Source organism: Staphylococcus schleiferi, from assembly GCF_025558325.1.
GTDB classification, from domain to species: Bacteria; Bacillota; Bacilli; order Staphylococcales; family Staphylococcaceae; genus Staphylococcus; species Staphylococcus schleiferi.
The window spans coordinates 1,477,386-1,499,533 of record NZ_CP094712.1; the positions used below are offsets into that span (position 1 = coordinate 1,477,386).

Annotated in this window: 16 protein-coding genes; 3 read left to right on the top strand and 13 right to left on the bottom strand. The window is 35.1% G+C overall.

The window, feature by feature from the left end:
- Nucleotides 1-204: 204 nt before the first annotated feature.
- From alsT to parE, 3 genes are all read right to left on the bottom strand, one after another.
- Nucleotides 205-1,668 carry a glutamine transporter AlsT gene (gene alsT, locus MUA40_RS06975; RefSeq protein WP_016425018.1) on the bottom strand — a complete coding sequence of 488 codons (1,464 nt, stop codon included), beginning with the start codon at nt 1,666-1,668 and terminating at the stop codon, nt 205-207.
- Nucleotides 1,669-1,775: 107 nt separating this feature from the next.
- Complete coding sequence (parC, locus tag MUA40_RS06980) at nt 1,776-4,187, bottom strand: DNA topoisomerase IV subunit A (protein WP_262569296.1); 2,412 nt, start codon at nt 4,185-4,187, stop codon at nt 1,776-1,778.
- Nucleotides 4,187-6,184 carry a DNA topoisomerase IV subunit B gene (parE, locus tag MUA40_RS06985; RefSeq protein ID WP_167732848.1) on the bottom strand — a complete coding sequence of 666 codons (1,998 nt, stop codon included), beginning with the start codon at nt 6,182-6,184 and terminating at the stop codon, nt 4,187-4,189. Before parE ends, parC begins: the two co-directional genes overlap by 1 nt.
- 291 nt (nt 6,185-6,475) lie before the next feature.
- Between parE and plsY the strand changes: the two genes are divergently transcribed.
- Both plsY and MUA40_RS06995 read left to right on the top strand, forming a co-directional pair.
- Complete coding sequence (gene plsY / locus MUA40_RS06990) at nt 6,476-7,057, top strand: glycerol-3-phosphate 1-O-acyltransferase PlsY (RefSeq protein WP_016425015.1); 582 nt, start codon at nt 6,476-6,478, stop codon at nt 7,055-7,057.
- Between the two features lie 81 nt (nt 7,058-7,138).
- On the top strand, nt 7,139-7,444 hold the full coding sequence (locus MUA40_RS06995; RefSeq protein ID WP_016425014.1) for a HesB/YadR/YfhF family protein: 306 nt from the start codon (nt 7,139-7,141) through the stop codon (nt 7,442-7,444).
- Between the two features lie 189 nt (nt 7,445-7,633).
- On the opposite strand, the gene menI is transcribed toward MUA40_RS06995, so the two are convergent.
- From menI to MUA40_RS07010, 3 genes are all read right to left on the bottom strand, one after another.
- Complete coding sequence (gene menI / locus MUA40_RS07000) at nt 7,634-8,098, bottom strand: 1,4-dihydroxy-2-naphthoyl-CoA hydrolase MenI (RefSeq protein ID WP_016425013.1); 465 nt, start codon at nt 8,096-8,098, stop codon at nt 7,634-7,636.
- A 178-nt stretch (nt 8,099-8,276) separates the two neighbouring features.
- Nucleotides 8,277-10,982, bottom strand: coding sequence for an aconitate hydratase AcnA (acnA, locus tag MUA40_RS07005; RefSeq protein WP_126496125.1), 2,706 nt, complete (start codon nt 10,980-10,982; stop codon nt 8,277-8,279).
- Nucleotides 10,983-11,256: 274 nt separating this feature from the next.
- On the bottom strand, nt 11,257-12,891 hold the full coding sequence (locus tag MUA40_RS07010; RefSeq protein WP_126496126.1) for a BCCT family transporter: 1,635 nt from the start codon (nt 12,889-12,891) through the stop codon (nt 11,257-11,259).
- A gap of 232 nt (nt 12,892-13,123) precedes the next feature.
- Here MUA40_RS07010 and mscL point away from each other — a divergent pair, with 232 nt between their 5' ends.
- On the top strand, nt 13,124-13,489 hold the full coding sequence (gene mscL, locus MUA40_RS07015) for a large conductance mechanosensitive channel protein MscL (RefSeq protein WP_016425010.1): 366 nt from the start codon (nt 13,124-13,126) through the stop codon (nt 13,487-13,489).
- 99 nt (nt 13,490-13,588) lie between these two features.
- Here the strand turns inward: mscL and sbcC are convergent, their stop codons facing one another.
- From sbcC to MUA40_RS07050, 7 genes are all read right to left on the bottom strand, one after another.
- Nucleotides 13,589-16,621, bottom strand: coding sequence for an exonuclease subunit SbcC (gene sbcC, locus MUA40_RS07020; RefSeq protein ID WP_167732847.1), 3,033 nt, complete (start codon nt 16,619-16,621; stop codon nt 13,589-13,591).
- A gap of 3 nt (nt 16,622-16,624) precedes the next feature.
- Nucleotides 16,625-17,743, bottom strand: a complete 1,119-nt coding sequence (sbcD, locus tag MUA40_RS07025; RefSeq protein WP_016425008.1) for an exonuclease subunit SbcD — start codon at nt 17,741-17,743, stop codon at nt 16,625-16,627.
- Between the two features lie 364 nt (nt 17,744-18,107).
- The gene (locus MUA40_RS07030; protein WP_016425007.1) at nt 18,108-18,575 is read right to left on the bottom strand and encodes a CcdC family protein; all 468 of its coding nucleotides are present in this window, start codon (nt 18,573-18,575) and stop codon (nt 18,108-18,110) included.
- A 163-nt stretch (nt 18,576-18,738) separates the two neighbouring features.
- Entirely contained in the window at nt 18,739-19,026 is a 288-nt protein-coding gene (locus tag MUA40_RS07035) for a hypothetical protein (protein ID WP_126496128.1), read from the bottom strand.
- Nucleotides 19,027-19,307: 281 nt separating this feature from the next.
- Entirely contained in the window at nt 19,308-19,535 is a 228-nt protein-coding gene (locus tag MUA40_RS07040) for a YneF family protein (RefSeq protein ID WP_014613986.1), read from the bottom strand.
- Nucleotides 19,536-19,683: 148 nt separating this feature from the next.
- Complete coding sequence (tkt, locus tag MUA40_RS07045) at nt 19,684-21,669, bottom strand: transketolase (protein WP_262569308.1); 1,986 nt, start codon at nt 21,667-21,669, stop codon at nt 19,684-19,686.
- Between the two features lie 111 nt (nt 21,670-21,780).
- Entirely contained in the window at nt 21,781-22,017 is a 237-nt protein-coding gene (locus tag MUA40_RS07050) for a DUF896 domain-containing protein (protein WP_037559263.1), read from the bottom strand.
- Between the last annotated feature and the right edge of the window lie 131 nt (nt 22,018-22,148).

The window sequence follows — 22,148 nt, forward strand, 5'->3', positions numbered from 1 at the left end:
TGTCTTCACCTCTTACATCCAATTCAAATCATACCGCTTATTGCCGAAGATGAAAAGCACAAAATCATGGCTTATTCACAAAAAAATATGTTTAAATGACAAATGTTATACAATATTAAAATAACACGCTCACTCATCAACGTTCCACTTAAAAAAATTGTTAATAAAGGGCTGTAGACATTCATGCCTCAGCCCTTATTGAAACTAATCGTGTTTTTTATTTTTATGAATTTCGTTACCCCAACATTCAATACCAAATAAATTAATTTCTAATTCTTCTGGTCTGAAAATCGGTCGTTTTCCTGCTTTTCGTTGTTTCTGATAATCTTTCATCACTGCAAAAGCAATATTAGAAAGTCCAATAATCGCCACGATATTAACGATTGCCATTAATCCCATAAAGACGTCTGCAGTATTCCAAACTGTCTCAGTTTTAACGACTGCGCCAACAAATACAAGTAAAACGACAAAACAACGAAATACAAAAAGTACCATTTTATTCGTCGATAAAAATTCGATATTGGATTGACCATAGTAGTAGTTACCAATTACAGATGAAAAAGCAAATAATGTAATCGCTACTGTAAGGAAAATTCCACCAGCACTACCTAAATGCTCATTCAATGCTGATTGTGTCACAGCCACACCTTGTGGTTGTCCTTCACCGAACTTCAAACCTGTATATAACAAAATCATAATCGCTGTTGCAGTACAAACTAAAATCGTATCAAAAAATACACCGAGTGATTGAATTAATCCTTGCTTAACCGGATGTGAGACTGCGGCTGTTGCTGCAGCATTTGGTGCTGAACCCATCCCTGCTTCATTTGAAAACAGACCACGTTTAACACCTTGTAATACAGCAAATCCTACAGCGCCACCCGCTGCTTGATCAATACCAAAAGCACTTTTAATAATAGTTGAAATCATCGGCAAGATTTGATCAAAGTTTAATAATAAAATAATTAATACCATGAAAATATAAATAATTGCCATAATTGGAACGATAAATGATGATAATGTTGCAATACTACGCACACCACCAAAAATAACAATCGCAGTAATGACTGCTAAAATAATCCCTGTAATCACAGGACTTACGTTGTATTGCGTATTTAACGATTCAGCAATTGTATTGGATTGCACTGTATTAAAAACAAATGCAAATGTAATTGTAATTAATATCGCAAACAAAACACCTAACCAACGTTGATTGAGTCCTTTAGTAATATAATATGCAGGGCCTCCACGGAAACCGCCTTCTTTATCTGGCACTTTATATACTTGTGCTAAAGTGGCTTCAATAAATGCACTCGCTGCCCCTATGATTGCTATAATCCACATCCAAAAAACTGCACCAGGGCCACCTAATACGATTGCAGTTGCAACACCAGCGATATTACCCGTTCCCACTCGAGAACCCGCACTGATTGCAAAAGCCTGGAATGGTGAAATACCTTTTTCACCACTGTCTAAAGTTTCCGATTTTTCAGTTAAAGCTCTAAACATTTCTGGAATCCATCTGATTTGAACAAACTTAGAACTAATTGAGAAAAATAAACCTGCTGTTAAAAGTAAACCAATTAAATACTGAGACCAAATCAAATCATTACCGACATGAATAAAAGCCTTAAACCACCCCGGAATTAAACTATCAAAATCTCTCACACAAATCCCTCTTTACTTTTTAATTTCAAAATGTAAACAATCAAGTTAAAACAACTAGCCCCATTTTATCATCAAAGTATAACAGTGACTATAAATTTTTTTAGTGCTTATTCAACAAACAGATTCTCTATCTCGCCAAATACTGTTGTATCGACAACGAAGCTACCATTTGTATATTGCTCTGATAAATGAATATCTTTAATTTCGCCTTCAAAAGTATCATTTTGAGAAATCAGTTTGTAGCGATTTTGATCAGGTTGACACACGCGCGCTGACACAATACGATGCGGCTGTTTCTTTAACTCTTTCAACAATGTAATTCCACGTTGAGCACGTTTCGCTTGTTGTAAGACTTTAAAAGCGATACGTTTAAGTGAACCACGCTGAGTCGCAATTAAAATCGTGTCTTGTGGTGAAACTGTATTAACCATCACAACATGGTCATCATTTTTTAAATTAATTCCCTTAACACCTGCAGCACGTAAACCCGTATCAGGTAATTCTTCAAGCGCATATGTGAGTGACATCCCTTTGAAAGTTAAAAATGTCAATAACTGCGAAGGGGTCTTCGTTGACACATGCATGACTGAAATCAATTCATCGCCATCTTTAATTTTAGCTGCCACGAGTGGTTTATTCGTGCGTGTTGATTTAAAACCAGAGAGCAAGCTTTTCTTAATCATACCTTGACGTGTCGCTGTGATGATGGCACTTTGATCATCGAATTCAGAAACAACATAGCAATCAATAACTCGCTCATCCTCATCAATCGGCACAATCTGAGAAACATGTTGTCCCAAATCCTTCCATTTGATATCTGCAATTTTATGAACGGGAATGAACAAGTAACGCCCTTTATTTGTAAAAACAAGCGCATTGTCTTGCGTATTGACTTCTAAAATTTTAAGTACACCATCTTGCTCTTTCAATCCGATTTCATCTTTGCCACTTGCATTAAAACTACGTAATGATGTTCTTTTAATGTAGCCTTCTTGCGTAATACTTAACATCACTGTTTCACTCGGTACAATGACTTCTTTGTCGATTTTGATTTCTGCTATTTTTTCTTCAATCACTGAGAGACGTGGTGATTTAAATTGCTTTTTAATCGCTGTAAGTTCTTCTTTAATGACATTTAATAATGCATCATGGTGATCTAGAATGTGGCGTAATGCATCGATTTTTCCTTTTAACTCTGCATGTTCTTCTTGAAGTGCCACAATGTCCGTATTTGTCAGGCGATATAATTGCAACATCACAATCGCTTCAGCTTGAGCTTCAGTAAAATCGTATTTTTCAACTAAATTATCTTTAGCATCACGTTTATTTTTGGAATTTCTAATTAACGCAATCACTTCATCTAAAATCGATAAAGCTTTCATTAGTCCTTCTACAATATGCATTCTCTCTTCCGTATGTTTCAAATCATAACGTGTACGTCGACTCACGACTTCGATTTGATGGTTTAAATAACTATCGATGATTGATTTAATGCCCATTAATTGAGGACGTCCTTCGCGTATCGCAACCATATTGAAATTATATGCAACTTGTAAGTCCGTATTTTTAAATAAAAAATTTAACACTGAAGTCGCATTGACATCTTTTTTAAGTTCAATTGCAATTCGAAGACCGCTTCGATCCGTTTCGTCACGTACTTCAACGATACCGTCCACTTTTTTATCAGCACGAAGCTCATCAATTTTTTTAACGAGACTACTTTTATTCACTTCATAAGGAATTTCAGTAACAACAATTTGATGACGTCCGTTTCTCAACGTTTCAGTTTCAGACTTCGCGCGGACAACAACCTTGCCTTTACCTGTCTCATAAGCTTTTTTAATACCGTCAATCCCTTGTACAATACCACCAGTAGGAAAATCAGGGCCTTTAATATGTTTCATTAACTGATTGACAGTAATATTAGGATGATCGATATACTTTAACGTCGCTGTAATCACTTCTGCTAAATTATGTGGCGGAATATCCGTGGCATAACCTGCAGAAATGCCTGTTGAGCCATTGACCAATAAATTTGGAAAACGTGCCGGTAATACCATAGGCTCCATTTCAGTATCATCGTAGTTCGGAACAAAATCTACCGTATCTTTATGAATATCACGCAAGATTTGCTCAGAAAGCTGGCTCAATTTTGCTTCAGTATAACGCATCGCTGCAGGCGGGTCATTATCAATACTTCCGTTATTCCCATGCATCTCAACTAATACATGACGTAATTTCCAGTCTTGGCTCAAACGTACCATCGCATCATATACAGAGCTATCGCCGTGTGGATGTAATTGACCTATAACATCACCGACTGTTTTAGCACTCTTTCGAAAATGTTTGTCATACGTGTTGCCATTGGAATACATTGAATAAAGGATACGACGCTGTACTGGTTTTAAACCGTCACGTACATCAGGTAAAGCACGCTCTTGAATAATGTATTTACTATAACGACCGAATCGATCTCCAATCACGTCCTCTAAAGGTAAATTTTGGATGATTTCACTCATTATGCATCCTCCTCTTCAACTGTCTGGTCTGACAAAACTTGAATCTCATCATTTTCTAAAATGCTTTGATCTTCCTGCATGCCAAATTGAACATGACGTTCAATCCAATCTCTACGTGGCGCAACTTTATCACCCATTAATGTTGAAACACGTTTAGATGAACGTACCTCGTCATCAATTTGAACACGAATCAACGTTCTTGTCTCTGGATTCATCGTTGTTTCCCATAACTGGTCTGGATTCATCTCACCTAAACCTTTATAACGCTGTAAAATAAAACCTTTACCCATCTCTTTTTGTAATTTTTCTAGCTCTTCATCTGTCCATGCATATGAGACTTGTTTATTTTTACCTTTACCTTTTTCTAGCTTATAAAGGGGTGGTAACGCGATATACACACGTCCTGCCGCTACAAGTGGTCGCATATACTTAAAGAAAAATGTCAGTAGCAATACTTGTATGTGGGCACCATCCGTATCCGCATCGGTCATAATAATGACGCGGTTGTAATTACTGTCTTCTAAACTAAAATCATTACCGACGCCAGCACCAATTGTATGGATGATTGTATTGATTTCTTCGTTTTTGAAGATGTCTTCTAACTTGGCTTTTTCTGTATTAATGACTTTACCTCGCAAAGGTAAAATAGCTTGAAATTTACGATCACGTCCAAGTTTAGCAGAACCCCCTGCAGAATCCCCTTCGACAAGATAAAGTTCGTTTTTCTCAGTGTTTTTACTCTGTGCTGGTGTTAACTTACCAGATAATAATGTATCTTTACGTTTATTCTTTTTACCTGATCTCGCTTCTTCTCTTGCTTTACGTGCAGCTTCTCTTGCTTGTTGTGCCTTAATCGCTTTTTTCACTAACGATTTTGATAATTGTCCTTTTTCTTCTAAGTAATACGGTAATTTTTCAGAAACGACAGCATCAACTGCACTTCTTGCTTCAGGCGTACCTAACTTTGATTTTGTCTGTCCTTCAAATTGCAATAAATGCTCAGGTATCCGTACAGAAATAATTGCAGTTAAGCCTTCACGAATATCATTACCTTCTAAATTCTTATCTTTTGCTTTCAAATCACCAATACGTCGCGCATAATCATTAAACACACGTGTCATGGCTGTTTTAAAGCCCACCTCGTGTGTACCACCGTCTTTAGTACGGACGTTGTTAACAAAGCTCATAATGCTTTCAGAATATTGATCGTTGTATTGAAAAGAGACATCCACTTCGATTTCATTAGCCGTTCCTTGGAACAAAGCCACATCATGTAAGACTTCTTTACCTTCATTCACATAGCTTACAAAAGCTTTAATCCCTTCTTCATAATGGTAAATTTCGCTGCGTTCTTTTCCTTTACGTTGATCATCAAGTGTAATCTTTAATCCTTGTAATAAGAAGGCAGATTCTTGCAAACGTTCACTTAACGTATCAAAATTAAAGCTTGTAGCATTTTTAAAGATTTCAGGATCCGGCTTGAATGTCACCTTTGTTCCTGTCTTTTTCGTTGTGCCTTTTTGAACTAATTTTGTTTGTGGCACACCTCCGTGAGCGAAGTGTTGCTCAAATATTTTTCCGTCACGATGAATTTCAACGCTGAGCGATTCACTTAACGCATTCACAACTGACGCCCCTACACCATGCAAACCACCAGACGTTTTATAACCACCTTGTCCAAATTTCCCGCCGGCATGTAGCACAGTAAATATCACTTCGACAGTAGGCTTTCCAGAACGATGTGTCCCTGTTGGCATACCACGTCCATTATCCGCTACAGTAATACTTTCATCTGCATTGATTGTGACGTTAATTTCGTCACCATAACCATTTAAAATTTCATCAACAGAGTTATCTACGACTTCATATACTAAATGGTGTAAACCACGTTTATCTGTAGATCCTATATACATCCCCGGTCTTTTTCTTACAGCTTCAAGTCCTTCAAGCACTTGAATTGCATCATCCGAGTAATTATTAACTTTCTTTGCAGACACTCAATTCCCCTCCTACAAACATACGTTCGTTCATCAAACTATACAATAGCTATTCTTATATAAAATCATTGAAAATGCAAGCGCTAATCTATATCATGACTAAAATAAATATTATTTTTATCAATCCTGACATCTATTTAGAAATTAGGGAATATGTCAAAAAAACAATGATTTATTGCCATTTTTTTAGTCCACCTTTTGATTAAATGTACAGAAACGACTATAAAAATACATGACTCTTTGTGAAATTATGTTAAAATAAGAGCAGGTACTAAAAGGATGTGAATACTTATGGTGATAGCCCTACTATTCATTGCAAGTTATTTAATTGGTTCTATTCCAAGTGGTTATTTAATTGGGAAGATTTTCTTTAAAAAAGATATTAGGGAATATGGGAGCGGCAATACAGGTGCAACAAACAGTTTCCGTGTACTAGGTAAACCAGCTGGGTTTGCTGTCACATTTTTTGATATATTTAAAGGGTTCATCGTTGTATTCCTTCCAGCGTTATTCAATGTGGAAATACACGGTTTACTCGTAGGAATTTTTGCAATTATCGGTCATGTTTACCCTATCTACTTGAAATTTAGAGGGGGAAAAGCAGTGGCGACAAGTGCTGGCGTCCTGCTTGCTGTTAATCCGATTTTACTATTAATACTTGCTTTGATTTTCTTTATCATTTTAAAATTAACAAAATATGTTTCATTATCAAGTATCATTGCAGCAATTTGTTGTGTGATTGGCTCATTTTTCATTAGTGATTATGTATTATTAATAACGAGCATCGCTGTTTCAGTTCTACTCATTTATCGACATAGTAGTAATATTAAACGCATTATTAAAGGGACTGAACCTAAAATCAAATGGATGTAATACTTAAAATTTGAATTTAGTTTAAAACCCATTAAAATAAGGTAAACAAATCATATCCTTATACTGGGAGGAGAATTCGACATGAAAATAGAATTTACGAATGATGCCATTACTTGGTTTAAAGATGAACTTGACTTACCAGAAGACGGAAAAGTGTTACGCTTCTTTGTTCGCTATGGTGGAGAGTTCCAATTAAAACAAGGATTTAGCCCAGCTTTTAATGTAGATTACACACGTGATATAGATGAAATTGGATACGAAGAAAAATTTGATGGCATTCATGTCATCGTAGCAGAAAAAGATGTTTGGTATTTTGAAGATCATCATATAAAAGTAGATATTAAAAATGATGATGTGCTTTATGAAGCCGAACTTATTGAATCATAAATTAAATTAACAAGAAAAATCGAGGTGGAATCACAATTTCCTAACCTCGATTTTTTTATGATTGCGTTGAAACAATTTCTATGACAAAGCTATTAAGACTACAATAATCATTACTCTAAATTTTAATAGCCTCATTTGCCCTGCAATTTGCTGATGCACAAACGAGATGATAAAAACAAATTGATGTTTTTATATGGACGACTCTTGTGTGACTTCTAACTCTTCGCCCGCTTCATTTCTTTGCTGAACATCATGATAAACTTCATACCAATTTGGAAAAGCTCTATCTAAACGAACAGGTTTGCCTTCATTTTTAGTGATGATGACATTATCTGTATAACCCGTTGTCGCAAGCTCACCTTTTTCATTATAAACTTCATATTGATAACGAGAGCGTAATTTTGAAAACTTAGACACCCATGTTTTAATTGTTACTTTTTCAGGATAACCAATACTCTTTTTATAATTAATATTCAGTTCTGTTACAGGAGAAACAATACCTGCTTCTTCCATTTCTACATAGTCTAAGCCGAGTTTGCGTATGTAGTCTGTACGTGCAACTTCAAACCATGTCGCATAGTTACCGTGGTAAATCACACCCATTTGGTCTGTCTCTTGATAACGTGCTTCGATTTCAGTTAATGCGTAGATCATTATTTTACCTTCCTTCTCTTAGCGCTCATGCCACTCATTTTACCATAAAAAACCACCCTAGAAACTTATAATGAATTTGGCAATAGATGTATCAAGGATATTAACCTCTACGTATCAAAAAATAAAGCCCGGTACATCAAAATGACCGGACTTTATATAATATTTTCTTATCTATTCATTATGAAGAAGCTAATTTTTTACGTAACACAAGTTGTAAAATACCACCATGACGATAGTAATCAATTTCTACATTAGAATCGAAACGTGCAATGGCTTCGAACTCAACAGTAGAACCATCTTCTTTCGTTGCAGTTACTTTCACTGTGTCTCTAGGTTGAACAGATTCGCTAATTTCAACTGAAATCGTTTCTTTACCGTCTAAACCTAACGTATCCGCTGATTCACCTTGTTTAAATTGTAATGGTAAAACACCCATCATAACTAAGTTAGAACGGTGAATACGCTCATAACTTTGTGCAATAACTGTTTTTACACCTAATAAATTTGTACCTTTCGCAGCCCAGTCACGAGATGAGCCCATACCATAGTCGTTACCTGCTAATACAACAAGGCCAGTGCCATCTTCTTTATATTTCATAGCTGCATCAAAGATTGGCATTACTTCTCCAGTTGGCCAATATGTTGTGAAGCCACCTTCTGTTCCTGGTGCTAATTGGTTTTTAATACGAATATTGGCAAATGTACCACGAACCATGACTTCGTGGTTACCACGACGAGAACCATAAGAGTTAAAGTCACGTGGAGAAACACCATTTTCTGTTAAGTAGTGTCCTGCTGGCGTATCTTTACCAATTGCCCCTGCTGGAGAGATATGGTCAGTTGTAACAGAATCACCAAATTTACCCATGACACGTAAATCTTTTAATGGTTCAATGTGACCTGGTTCTTTAGATAATCCTTGGAAGAATGTTGGGTTTTGAATGTACGTTGATTCAGGATCAAAATCATACAACGGTTGATCTGTCGTATCGATTTGGTTCCATAATTCGTTGTTATCATAAACACTCTTATATTCTTCTTTAAACAATTCAGGTGTAACAACACTTTCTACAGCGTCTGCTACCTCTTGAATAGATGGCCAAATATCTTTCAAGAATACATCGTTTCCTTGTGCATCTTGGCCTAAAGCTTCTTTGTGTAAATCAATATCTACAGTTCCCGCTAAAGCATAAGCTACAACTAATGGTGGTGAAGCTAAATAGTTCGCTTTGACAAGTGGATGGATACGTCCTTCAAAGTTACGGTTACCTGATAATACAGAAGTTACTAATAAATCTTCTTTAGCGACAGCTTTTTCAATTTCTTCTAATAGTGGACCTGAGTTACCAATACATGTTGTACAGCCATAACCGACTAAGTTAAAGCCAAGTTTGTCTAAATAGCTTTGTAAACCTGAGTCACGTAAATAACCTGTTACAACTTTTGAACCCGGTGCTAAAGACGTTTTAACATAGGCTGGAACTTCTAATCCTTTTTCAACAGCTTTTTTAGCTAGTAACCCCGCACCTAACATCACGTAAGGGTTAGAAGTATTTGTACAAGAAGTGATCGCTGCAATCGCAATGTCACCTGTCGTCATTTCAGTTGTTGAACCATCTTTGAATTCGATTGTTGCCTTTTTATCGAATTCTGATGCGTCTAAACCATGACCTTGGTTACCCGCTGGTGCAGTCACTGATTTTTCGAACTCTTTTTTCATATCGCTTAAGAAAATTAAATCTTGTGGACGTTTTGGACCTGATAAAGAAGCTTCAACTGTAGATAAATCAAGTTCCACAACGTCTGTATAATTTGGCTCTTCATTAACATCAAAGAACAGGTGATTTTGTTTTAAATACTTTTCAACTGTTTCAATATGTTCATCAGAACGACCTGTTAAACGTAAATATTTTAACGTTTCGTCATCAACAGGGAAGAAACCACAAGTTGCCCCGTATTCTGGTGCCATGTTGGCAATTGTCGCACGGTCAGCTAAAGGTAATTTATCTACACCTGGACCGAAGAATTCAACAAATTTACCTACTACCCCTTTTTTACGCAATAACTCTGTTACGCGTAATGCTAAGTCTGTCGCATTTGCACCTTGAGGCAATTCATTAGATAAACGTACACCAATAACTTCAGGAATTGGGAAGTATGATGGCTGACCAAGCATGCCCGCTTCTGCTTCGATTCCGCCAACACCCCAACCTAAAACGCCAAGGCCATTAATCATTGTAGTATGTGAGTCCGTCCCCACTAATGTATCTGGAAATGCAACGTCTTCTCCATCTTCTTCACGTACGTGAACAACATTAGCTAAATATTCCAAGTTAACTTGGTGTACAATCCCTGTTGCTGGAGGTACAGCATTATAATTTTTAAACGCTTTAGTAGCCCAGTTCAAAAATTGATAACGTTCATAGTTACGTTCGAATTCTAATTTCATGTTGCGCTCTAAAGCTTCTGGATTTGCGTAACTATCAACTTGTACAGAGTGGTCAATCACTAGGTCTACAGGAACTTCTGGGTTGATTTTAGACAAGTCTCCGCCAACATCGTCCATTGCTTTACGTAAAGAAGCTAAGTCTACAACCGCTGGGACACCTGTAAAGTCTTGTAAAATAACACGTGAAGGTTTGAATGGCACTTCACCTTTACTATTTTCTTTACCAAATGTTGAAAGCGCTTTAATATGTTCGTCTGTAATAACGAAACCATCTTCTTGACGCAATACTGATTCAAGTAATACACGAATAGAATATGGTAAGCGGCTTACTTGAGTAAGTCCTTGTTCTTCTAACGTTTTCAAATCATAGTACGTTAAGTTTTTTCCGTTTAATTGAAATGACTTTTTAGCTTGTTCTTTTAATTTTGAAGCCATCGAATATCCCCCCTGATATTTTTATATGCCGTTGGTTTAATTGTATAATTAACGCTTTATGAAAACAACTAAATGATGATTAAAACTGGGGTTTTGAAGTTTTGACTTTCTAATCGGTTATTATAACTAAAACTTATGACTTTCATCAGGTGTAATAAGTATATATTATTAATTGAGAATGATTTTCAATCAACTGTTGATCAATAAAAAAGACAGGTCCATCCACTGTATTTTCATTTCAGTGAATTGAAACCTGTCTTTTAATTAAATGAATTTATTTTTCTTGATCTCGCAACGCTTTACGTTTTGAAATTAATTCCTCTTCATAATCTTGTTGTGAACTTGCGACATATTCTTTCAAACGATGTTTATTAGGGGTTAATGTTAAGCCCAAGAACTTACGCTCTTTATTCGCATCTTTATAGAAACTAATCATCATCAGTATGACAATCAATGAGAACGGCAAGGCACTAATAATCGCTGCACTTTGCAACGCATTTAATCCTGCTGCACCATCGCCTCCGCCTGATAATAATAAAACAAATGCGATAAGTGATTGTGCGACACCCCAAGTTACTTTAACAAAACCACTTGGATTAAGTGAACCGTATGTTGTCTGCATACCTAGTACAAATGTCGCTGAGTCTGCTGATGTAATAAAGAATGACGCAATTAAAAGTAACGCGATAATTGAAAGCACCATGCCTAATGGCACATGATGAAAGACACCGAAAAGTTGTGTTTCAGGTGACATTTTGAAAATTTCTGTATGTTTTTTAGCCGTTTCAATACCTAAAACGCCAAACACACTAAACCAAACGAAACTTACAATAACAGGCACTAAGAGTACGCCTGAAATAAATTCTCGAATTGAACGCCCTTTTGAAACACGAGCAATAAATACACCTACGAATGGGCTCCAGCTTAGCCACCAGCCCCAATAGTAAAGCGTCCAATTTGTCATCCATTCACGTTTTTGAGGATTTGTTGGTGCTGCATCAAAACTGTTAAATAAGAAAGAATTTAATAAGCTTCCCGTTGAACTTGTAAACATGTTTAAGATTAAGATTGTCGGTCCCACAATTAACCCGGCAATCAATAATAAAGTCCCTAAACCGATGTTCAAGTTACTTAAATATTGAATTCCTTTACTTAAACCAGACCAAGCACTCATTATAAATAAAATTGTCACGACAACAATAATAATAGATTGCGTAATGATATTGTTAGGTGTGCCGAATAGGTAATGTAAACCACCTGAGATTTGAAGTGCACCCATACCTAGAGAAACGGCTACCCCAATAACTGTCGCAAATACAGCTAAAACATCAATAATCGTACCAACGAGACCATCTACATGATCCCCTAAAATGGGACGTAATGTTTTAGATAATAAGCCCGGTTCACCTTTTCTAAATTGCGCATAAGCTAATGCAAGTGCGACAACACCATATACTGCCCACGCATGGAATCCCCAATGAAAGAACGTCGCACGTAATGATTCAGTAAATGCTTCCGTTGATTTCGGATCAGCATTAGGGGGTGACGCAAAATGAGAAATTGGCTCTGCTGCACCATAAAAGACTAATCCAATCCCCATACCTGCACTAAATAGCATCGCAAACCAAGAAATTGTGTTGAATTCCGGTTTATCGTGTGGTCGGCCTAACTTCAATTTCCCTATCGGACTGAAGATTAAGAAGATACAGAAGAATACGATAATCGTCGTTAAAATAAGATAGTACCAACCCAGTTTATCTGTAATCCAAAGTTTTATCGTATTCGTAAATTCACCAAACTGCGTTGGAATGAACACACCGACTAACACAATCGCAAAAACGATAATTGCACTAATCAGGAATACCGGAGAAAACTTCTTACCATTTGGTTCTGGAGTTGAAGAACTCATAAAATAACATACTCCCTTTCATATATTAAATTTTAAATAATCACGCACTTTATATTAACAATGTACAAATATTTTAAAGCGCAATCGACATATATACAATAACAAAACATTATCGTATAATCAACGAACTAAGAATCATATCAATTTCTTTATTAATTAAATCTTGCAATATTTTATGAGTAATGTATAATCGGTGTGCCATTAAATATGTTTATTGGAGGGGAAAAAAGCCATGTTAAAAGAATTTAAAGAGTTTGCATTAAAAGGTAACGTGCTGGATTTAGCTGTTGCTGTTGTAATGGGTGCTGCTTTCAATAAAATCGTGTCATCATTGGTCGAAAACATCATAATGCCTTTAATCGGTTTACTATTTGGCGAAGTTGATTTTGCTAAAAACTGGTCAATGTTCGGTATCAAATATGGTATATTTATTCAATCTATCATTGATTTTATTATCATCGCTTTTGCATTATTTATCTTTGTTAAAATTGCAAATACGCTCGTGAAACCGAAAGCAGAAGAAGAGGAAGAAGCTATCGAAGAAAACACTGTACTCCTAACTGAAATCCGCGATTTATTACGTCAAAATCAAAAATAAGTGGGCATTAAAAATGACAGGCGATAAGGTAGAAAAGAATCTCTATCTTACCGTCTGTCATTTATATTTTAAGCTAGTCCAAAAATATAGGACGTATAATTATTCATTGTAACGTAATAAAGTTGTACTTTGATAATTTTTAGAAACTACATCTAAAATAACAGGGATACGATTTTTTAATTCAGTGACATGAGAAATAATTCCTACTAATCGTCCACTCGATTGAAGTTGAATTAATGTATCTAACGCTGTCTCTAAAGTTTCTTGGTCTAATGTCCCAAAACCTTCGTCAATGAACATCGCATCTAGTGCAATGCCTCCCTGCTCATTTTGTACCACTTCACAAAGACCTAAAGCTAATGCCAGTGACGCTTGAAATGTTTCTCCCCCAGATAATGAGGTAATATGACGTGATTGGTTTGAGTAGTAGTCAAAAACTTCAATTTCTAAACCACTAAACCCTCTTCCTTTTTTCTCATTCCTAATCAACTCATACCGTTGACCTGTCATACTTAACAATCTTTGATTCGCTTTAACGAGAATTTGTTCTAGAAAATGCATCAGTACATAATTTTCTAAAGTTAAATTATGCTCATTTTTTCCATTTAAAATTTCGGCGAGTTGAAAGAGTTCAATTTGTGCTGACAATGTCTGCTTTAAATGTGCTATCTCCCGTTCTATTCGTTGTATCGTCTTCTTATTTTGATCTACTTGAAAAGCAAATTCATTCAACTGCTTTTGCACAGACTCATATTGTAATTGTGTTTCTTGTTGCTCTTTTTTCAAAATATCTATATCATGCGGTTCAATAGTTAAAATTTGTGTCGTAACATCTTGAAGTTTAAATTGAAGTGCTTGTATTTCATGATGAAATTGCTCCACTTCAGACGCATAGTCAGATTTGTTTTCACTTTCGTTTGAAATGGTCATTAATGTCGTCTCATCCGCAATATCTAATTGCTTCATTGCTGTTTTCAATTCTTCGTCGAGTCGATTTAGTTGTATTGTAACATCATCAATTTGTTGTGCTATAAGACGCAGATCATAGTGATGATTTTTCACTTTATTTTGTGTATTTTCTAATTGTTGTGTTAACGCTACTTTTTGCGCTTCAAAGTCTTGAACTTCCGCATCAATTTGCTCAAATGCCTTTTGAAACTTCACAATATCATCATATCCTGTTATTTGTTGAAAACTTCCTAACTGTTCTTGAATGTGTTGTTGTTCTTTTTCTAAAAGTTGCTTTTGACGCATATTTTCATCCAACACTTTATTGATACGTTCAACTTGTTGTTGTAATGCTTCAATCCGTTTATTTTCACGATCAACGGCTTCTATATCATTTTTAACATTTAAAAGTTGTGCTTCATTTTCATTTAATAAATTTTTATCAAATTGAACGTCTCCAATTTCATTTATTCTTTCCTTTGTATGCGTAATATCTGCTTCGCAATGAATTTTTTGCTCAGTGAGTTCTCGAATTTGAATTTCAATTTTCGCATTTTCACTTTGCAATGATTTAATGGCCTCAATCTCCGGACCATGATCGACATGTGAAACGTGTTGCCCACACACAGGACAAGGTTCGTCAACTTGTAAAACTGTTCTTAAAGTAACAACCGCTTTTTCATGATCGAGTAAGTGTTGATCTTGACTTGAAATCGTATGCAATTGTGCGCGCTGTGCCTCAATTTTATGCGTTAAATTTTCATATTGTTTGTTGAGTTGTTGAAGACTTTCTTCATGCTTTAGCTTGAGTTGCATGCGCTTTTCAGATTCAATAAGTGACGTATGCTGTTCAGTGAGCCTCATTTGCATATTTTGTAACTGTGATTTTTTCTCATAATCCGGTTTTTTCTCAATATCCACTTCACTAATTTGTTGTAATTCATTTTTAGCTTTATCCATTTCTTCTACGAGTTGCTGATGTTGTGCGTTGATTTGTTGGTCACGCTGTTGCTTTTGTTTTAACTGTTCGACTTGTTGAAAATAATGTCTCGTATTTTGGATAAATTGTGATTGTTGAGCTATCCGTTCTTGTTGAGCTAAATGTTTTTCAAGCAATGTTGCATCTTGTGTTTCTAGTTCTTTCAATGCATCAAATTCTGATGTTAAAGTAGACTGCTTACTTTTTTTGGAATTCAGTGTTTTTTCGTATTCAAGCTTATTTTGATACGTTTTGATAGCCACTTGGCTTTCAGTTATCAATTTTAATTTCTTTTCTAGCTCCGTAATTCGGGGTTGTTGTTCATTTAACTGATTTAATTTGTGTTCTAAGTCCGCTTTTTGTTGTTTTAATTGTTGACGTGATTCTTCACGTGCAACCGCTTCATTTATCTTTTTCATAGCGGCTTCACTTTTGCTTTTCTCCACTGCCGTTTCGTCGACCTGTTGTTGTCCTATACGTTGAAACATCGGTAATGCATCAAGAATCAATTCATATTGTTCACTTTTCAATTGTTTTTCTGCTACTAATTCAGCGTCATCTAATGTATACATTTCATCCCAGCTGCTTTGGATTTTTGTATAGATTTGATTAATTTCATTCTTCATATTTTTAGTTTTATCTACCAACTCATTTTTAAGAATGTCATACAATTGCGTATTAAAAAGCGTTCTCAAAATCGCCTGCTTATCTGTGCTATTTGAAACTAAAAAGGATTTAAATTCGCCTTGAGGCAAGATAAATAACTGTCTAAATTGATCTTGTTTAAGCTTTAAAAGATTTAAAATAAATTGGTCTCCGGCTTGAATTGTACTTTCAACCAGCTCAAAAACGTCACCATTTAAATGGTAAACTTCAAGTTTAGGTTTTGTCTCATTTTTATTTCCTGGTTTCAAAAATGAAGCTTCTCGAACGACCTTATAACGACCGCCGTTGATTTCAAATTCAAAGGTAACCGTTAATGGTTCCTTAGGTTGCGCAAAGTGACTTCTCAAATGTTTCACTTCTCGTTTTTCAGTAGACGCACGTCCATATAGCGCATAGACCATTCCATCAAATATCATCGTCTTACCTGAACCTGTTTTTCCGCTAATTAAGAAGAGTTGATTCGATTGTATATTTGAAAAATCAATGGTTTCATCTAAAAAAGGCCCAAAATTTTTAAGATGGAGGCGTATCGGTTTCATCTTTTATTCCTCCCCTTCTATTTTTTCTAACAATGCCAATACATTTTCTTTTTGCAATTCCGATAACTTTTCAGTAGTCATTTCACTATAAAACTTCTCCACGATATCTATTGGATGCATTTTTTTAACATCTTTTAAAGCTTTAGATTGATATTGGGAAGTCTGTACTTGTTGTGTTAGTGATAAAGTGTTGGGATAAATTTGCTTTAACTTTTGCATTGGATCTTTTACATGACTGAGTTGTTCAACAATAAAGTGAAAATAACTTTCGTCACTTTTACGCTCAAATTCACCATTCATTAAATCATCAAATTTTGCTTCGACTACTTCTAATTCGTGTTTAGGTTTCAAAGGGACAAAAGACTGTTTTATTCCATGAGACTGTACGTCAAATATTCGAATCCCTTTTGCTTGTCCAGCTTCCGAAAAGGAATATTGCAAAATTGACCCACTATAGACGATATGCTTAAATGGCGTCGCAAATGGATGATGTATATGCCCTAACATCACAGCATCAAAATCATTTAAAAATTGGGGTGAGACCGCTTCAATTGTACCTACAGTAATTTCACGTTCAGAGTCACTTTTAGGTGCACCATTTAAAGTGAAATGTCCCACTAAAATATTCGTCATATTTTGGTCTAAATGTGGTTGAATACGTGCAATCAATTTCTTAACCGCTTGCTCATATGTTTCAATCGGTTCATTCAGAAATTCACGCGCTTCTGATACAGTAAAAAACGGCATAGTGTAGAGTGCAACATCCTCAAATATGTATGGCGTTAAACACTGCTCTAATTCTGTAGCAATGTACAATTGATTGTGCTGAAACCATGAAGCTCCATAACGTAGACGCTCTTTACCATCATGGTTGCCATTAATCATAACAATAGGAATTCGTAAATCTAGATTTATCTTTGCGATAGTATTTTCCATTAGTCTAATTACATACTTATTTGGATACGTTGTATCATAGATATCACCAGCTATAACGAGCAAATCAGGTTTTTCTTTTATAAGCACTTCTATCAATTGATCCACAATATACTGTTGATCTTCCAAAAATGAATGGCCATTTAATACTTTTCCTAAATGCCAATCCGCTGTATGTATTATTTTCATATTGATCACCTCAGAACAAACGTTCGTTATTATTGTATAGGTGTTTTTATTGGAATTCAAGCGCCCATTTCAAATCTATCATTTCATCATTTAATGATAATATCAATGCCTCGCTTTAACTCAATAAACCTAAAAAAAGAATGAGATTGAAACCAAGAGATTTCATTATCCCACTCCATCATATTGATTATGATTAAAAAAATGGATTGAGGCTGAAACACTCAACTCAATCCAAGACGGTTAATTTATAAATATCAGCGATTCAACAATGTATGAATATATCGCCAAGCTGCAAGCATTTTTTATTAAAACAAACGACACGTACAACACATAAATGAAACATTACATTTTAATAATATGCTCTTTATTGTACAAGTTGATGCTTAATTTTGCGATAGCGACGTAACATCGCAAGGCGCCATGGCAATAACATACTAAAAGCTAATAAAAAGAACATACCTGCTAACTCACCCGGATCAATATTACTGCCTATAAATACTTTTAATACTGTTCTTACCAATAGAAGCGTGATGAGCACAAGCGGGAAAGCTTTAGATTTTTTTAAAAAGATTTGGCTCCCTTTTGTTTCAAAGTGTGATGTCATAATGAGTACACTCGAAAAAATCACACCTAATACAACTGACTCTAAAATTTCAAAATTAGAAAGTCTAAAATAGGGAACAACGTACATCAATGCACCTGTTGCCATAAAAAAAGGAGGTAAAAGAATTTTCTTTTCATTCACTGGATATTTTTGCGCTTTCATTCTAATTACAATGACCGCTGCCCCCATGACAAATGCAATAAGAATCGATAATACTAAATACGTCAATGTTGCTCCTCCTCATTTCTCATTCGATACTCAATAGTATATCACATGACATTTAAATTCGTTAATTTTCTTACTTCGACGTATTATTTAAGATTTTACATCTAATAATGTGTTTTTTCATAACTCATGTTATACGCACGTCTATCAATGTCTTTTATTGAAACTACTGACTTATCTTATAATAATATATATAAAAAGAGAGCATTAATAATAAACTAACCACTAACAAAATAAGACCTATAAAAAGATGTGTTTCTATTAAAGCAATTACTAATATAAGACTTAAACTAGTCAACCATAACATTACTATAAACAAATAAATCAATTTAGTTTTTAAATGTGCAGGCACCTTTTGCGCATCAATTGAAGCGATAATATTCACATCTTTTGTTATCCCCAAATAAATAGTCACAATCGTTGATATAACAATAATGAGTATGATACTAATCATGTATGTCATACCTCCTCTTATCCATTATAACAAACGAAACCACAATTATATTACGTTTATTTTAAATTTTTTTCTATATGAATAAACTGGACGTACTTTGACATAACATAGACCCTACCTCTTTCAGTTAATAGAGTGGAAGTCACTTGTCTTAAAATTAATACCAAGTAAGGTATAGCCATACGCTTAAAGCACTTCTTTATTTTAACCTAAAAAAATAGCAAAGTTGAGTACGATTTTTATTACCGTACTTCTCTTTGCTATTATCAACATCATGGATATTACATTTTTTTGTCCATGTTTTTATTCATCATTGTCATCATTTGATTAATCTTCTTTTGAGATGGTTTTTGTCCCATTTGCATCATCATCATGCGCAACATTTCTTCATTAATAGGTGGGTTCTTTTTTAAATAGTCCATCATATATTTACGTGCTAAGAAAAAGCCCCCCACTAATCCACCGATAAGTGCAATAACAATTAATAAAATTGCTAACCATGTAGCCATAGTTTCACCCACTTTCTGTATCCTTTTGCATTTTACTAAAATTATGTATTCTTTTCAAGATATGAAAGCAAACTTATATGAATAACTAAAAGAAAAGCCAAGCTCAATTTTGAACAAATCAAGCTCGACTTTTGAATGCGATCATCAATTATAATTTTTCAATTTCAGATAATATGTTTTCTTTTGTAAAACCATATTTTTCGACAACTAAGTCGCCAGGGGCACTTGCGCCATAACGATCAATACCTACAACAAGACCGTGCATACCTACATATTTATGCCAACCAAGTGATGATGCCATTTCAACAGCAACACGTTTTTCCACTTGTGGTAATAAAATTTCGTCTTGGTACGCTTTTGATTGTGCTTCAAATGCATTCCAGTTTGGCATTGATACAACACGAACACCTTTACCTTGTTCTTCAAGTGCTTTTGCAGCTTCAACTGTTAAACTTACTTCAGAACCAGAAGCTAATAAAACATACTCAGGCGCTTTTTCAGTTTCATAAACGACATATGCACCTTTTCTAACGCCTTCTTCTACAACAGATTCTTCTACATCTAACACTGGTAAACCTTGACGTGTTAATACTAAAGCAGTTGGGATACCGTTTGATTCAACAGCAACTTTCCATGCAACACGTGTTTCATTACCATCAGCTGGACGAATCACGTTAAGATTTGGAATGGCTCTTAAGCCTGCCAATTGTTCGATTGGTTCATGTGTAGGACCATCTTCACCAACAGCGATTGAATCGTGTGTAAACACAAATGTAGAACGAAGTCCCATTATTGCTGCTAAACGTAAAGCAGGTTTTAAATAGTCACTAAATACAAAGAATGTTGCACCGTATGGATGTAAACCACCATGTGCAGCCATACCATTAACGGCAGCAGCCATCGCAAATTCACGCACACCGAACCATACGTTTTTACCTTCGCCATTTTCAGCTGAGAAGTCTGTTTCTTCTTTTACATTTGATTTATTTGAAGATGCTAAGTCAGCAGAACCACCAAATAATGTTGGAACAGCTTTACTTAATGCTTGAATTACATCTCCTGAGTCTGCACGTGAAGCACCTTTATGACCTAATTCGAATTTTGGAAGTTCAGCTTCATAACCTTCAGGTAAACGGCCTTCTAAAGCATCTTTAAACTCTTTGTATAATTCAGGATATTGTTGACTGTATGCTTCAACTTTTTTATGCCATTCATCTTCATTTTCATTGGCACGTTTAATCATTGTTGAATTGAAGATTTCATAAACTTCGTCGTCAACATGGAAATATTTAGAACTATCTAATTGATAGTTTTCAAATGTAAGCTTACGTTCTTCTTCACCTAAAGGTGCACCATGAACTGAATTACTATTTGATTTGTTTGGTGAACCTTCACCAATAATCGTTTTAACTTCAATGATTGTCGGACCATTTTGTTGTTTAGCTTCAGAAATGGCTTTGTCGATAGCCTCTACGTCATTACCATCTTTAACAAGAATATGGTTCCAACCATACGCCTCAAAACGTTTTTTAATATCTTCAGAAAATGATTTATTTGTCTCACCATCTAAAGAAATGTTGTTAGAATCATAAAGTGTAATGAGTTTGTCTAGTTTTAAATGTCCTGCTAATGATGCTGCTTCATGAGAAATACCTTCCATTAAATCTCCGTCAGAAGCTAAAACATACGTATAGTGGTTGACTACTTCGATGTCTTTATTAAATTTAGCTGCTAAATGTTTCTCAGCCATTGCCATACCTACAGACATTGCAAAACCTTGACCTAGTGGACCAGTTGTAATTTCTACACCTTTAGTATGGTGATATTCTGGATGTCCTGGTGTTTTAGAACCCCATTGTCTGAATTGTTTAAGCTCTTCTAATTCTAAGCTTCCTGAAACATGGAGTAAGCTGTACAATAATGCTGAACCATGACCCGCTGATAAAATGAAACGGTCTCTGTTAAAATATTCATTTGAATTAGGGTTGAAATTCAAATGACGTGTCCATAAAGTATAAGCCATAGGTGCTGCACCCATTGGTAATCCAGGGTGTCCTGAATTTGCTTTTTCAATGGCGTCAATACTTAAACCACGTAATGTATTAATCGCAAGTTGATCTTTTGTTTCTGTCATATTATTACTTCCTTCCTTTCGAATGCTCATCATATTTTCATTATAACCGAAATGGTAGTATAAAGCCTAATAAATCAGCATGCCAATCAGCAAATATAAACTAATTTTAGATTAGTTACGTAAATGATTTTTCTTTTGGATTTCTTTAAGTTTTTCAGGTGTAACATCATTACCTTCTGGATCAATCACTTTAGTGTTCTCAATTTGGCTTTTGAAGCTACTTCTGAACATTTCTAAATATTCACTTCTCAATTGTGATTGCTCTTTTGCTTCACTTTCTGTTAAACCCTCTTGCTTTTTCTTATTAGCTAATTCATTGATTCGATTCAATTTTTCTTGAGTAAACATCATCAATTCCCTCCGTCATTTTCTTTTCAAAAATATAACAGATATAGTGGATAAAACCAAACACTTGGACTTATATTACAATTTAAGCGGAATAGCGTCCGTTTTATAGTCAAATCTTTCTTATCTTGTGA

Excerpts from the sequence above, each read along its gene's own strand:
- parC (WP_262569296.1), bottom strand. The coding sequence starts at position 4,187 with ATGAGTGAAATCATCCAAAATTTACCTTTAGAGGACGTGATTGGAGAT.
- plsY (WP_016425015.1), top strand. The coding sequence starts at position 6,476 with ATGGTGATAGCCCTACTATTCATTGCAAGTTATTTAATTGGTTCTATT.
- MUA40_RS06995 (WP_016425014.1), top strand. The coding sequence starts at position 7,139 with ATGAAAATAGAATTTACGAATGATGCCATTACTTGGTTTAAAGATGAA.
- menI (WP_016425013.1), bottom strand. The coding sequence starts at position 8,098 with ATGATCTACGCATTAACTGAAATCGAAGCACGTTATCAAGAGACAGAC.
- acnA (WP_126496125.1), bottom strand. The coding sequence starts at position 10,982 with ATGGCTTCAAAATTAAAAGAACAAGCTAAAAAGTCATTTCAATTAAAC.
- MUA40_RS07010 (WP_126496126.1), bottom strand. The coding sequence starts at position 12,891 with ATGAGTTCTTCAACTCCAGAACCAAATGGTAAGAAGTTTTCTCCGGTA.
- mscL (WP_016425010.1), top strand. The coding sequence starts at position 13,124 with ATGTTAAAAGAATTTAAAGAGTTTGCATTAAAAGGTAACGTGCTGGAT.
- sbcC (WP_167732847.1), bottom strand. The coding sequence starts at position 16,621 with ATGAAACCGATACGCCTCCATCTTAAAAATTTTGGGCCTTTTTTAGAT.
- sbcD (WP_016425008.1), bottom strand. The coding sequence starts at position 17,743 with ATGAAAATAATACATACAGCGGATTGGCATTTAGGAAAAGTATTAAAT.
- MUA40_RS07035 (WP_126496128.1), bottom strand. The coding sequence starts at position 19,026 with ATGATTAGTATCATACTCATTATTGTTATATCAACGATTGTGACTATT.
- MUA40_RS07040 (WP_014613986.1), bottom strand. The coding sequence starts at position 19,535 with ATGGCTACATGGTTAGCAATTTTATTAATTGTTATTGCACTTATCGGT.
- tkt (WP_262569308.1), bottom strand. The coding sequence starts at position 21,669 with ATGACAGAAACAAAAGATCAACTTGCGATTAATACATTACGTGGTTTA.
- MUA40_RS07050 (WP_037559263.1), bottom strand. The coding sequence starts at position 22,017 with ATGTTTACTCAAGAAAAATTGAATCGAATCAATGAATTAGCTAATAAG.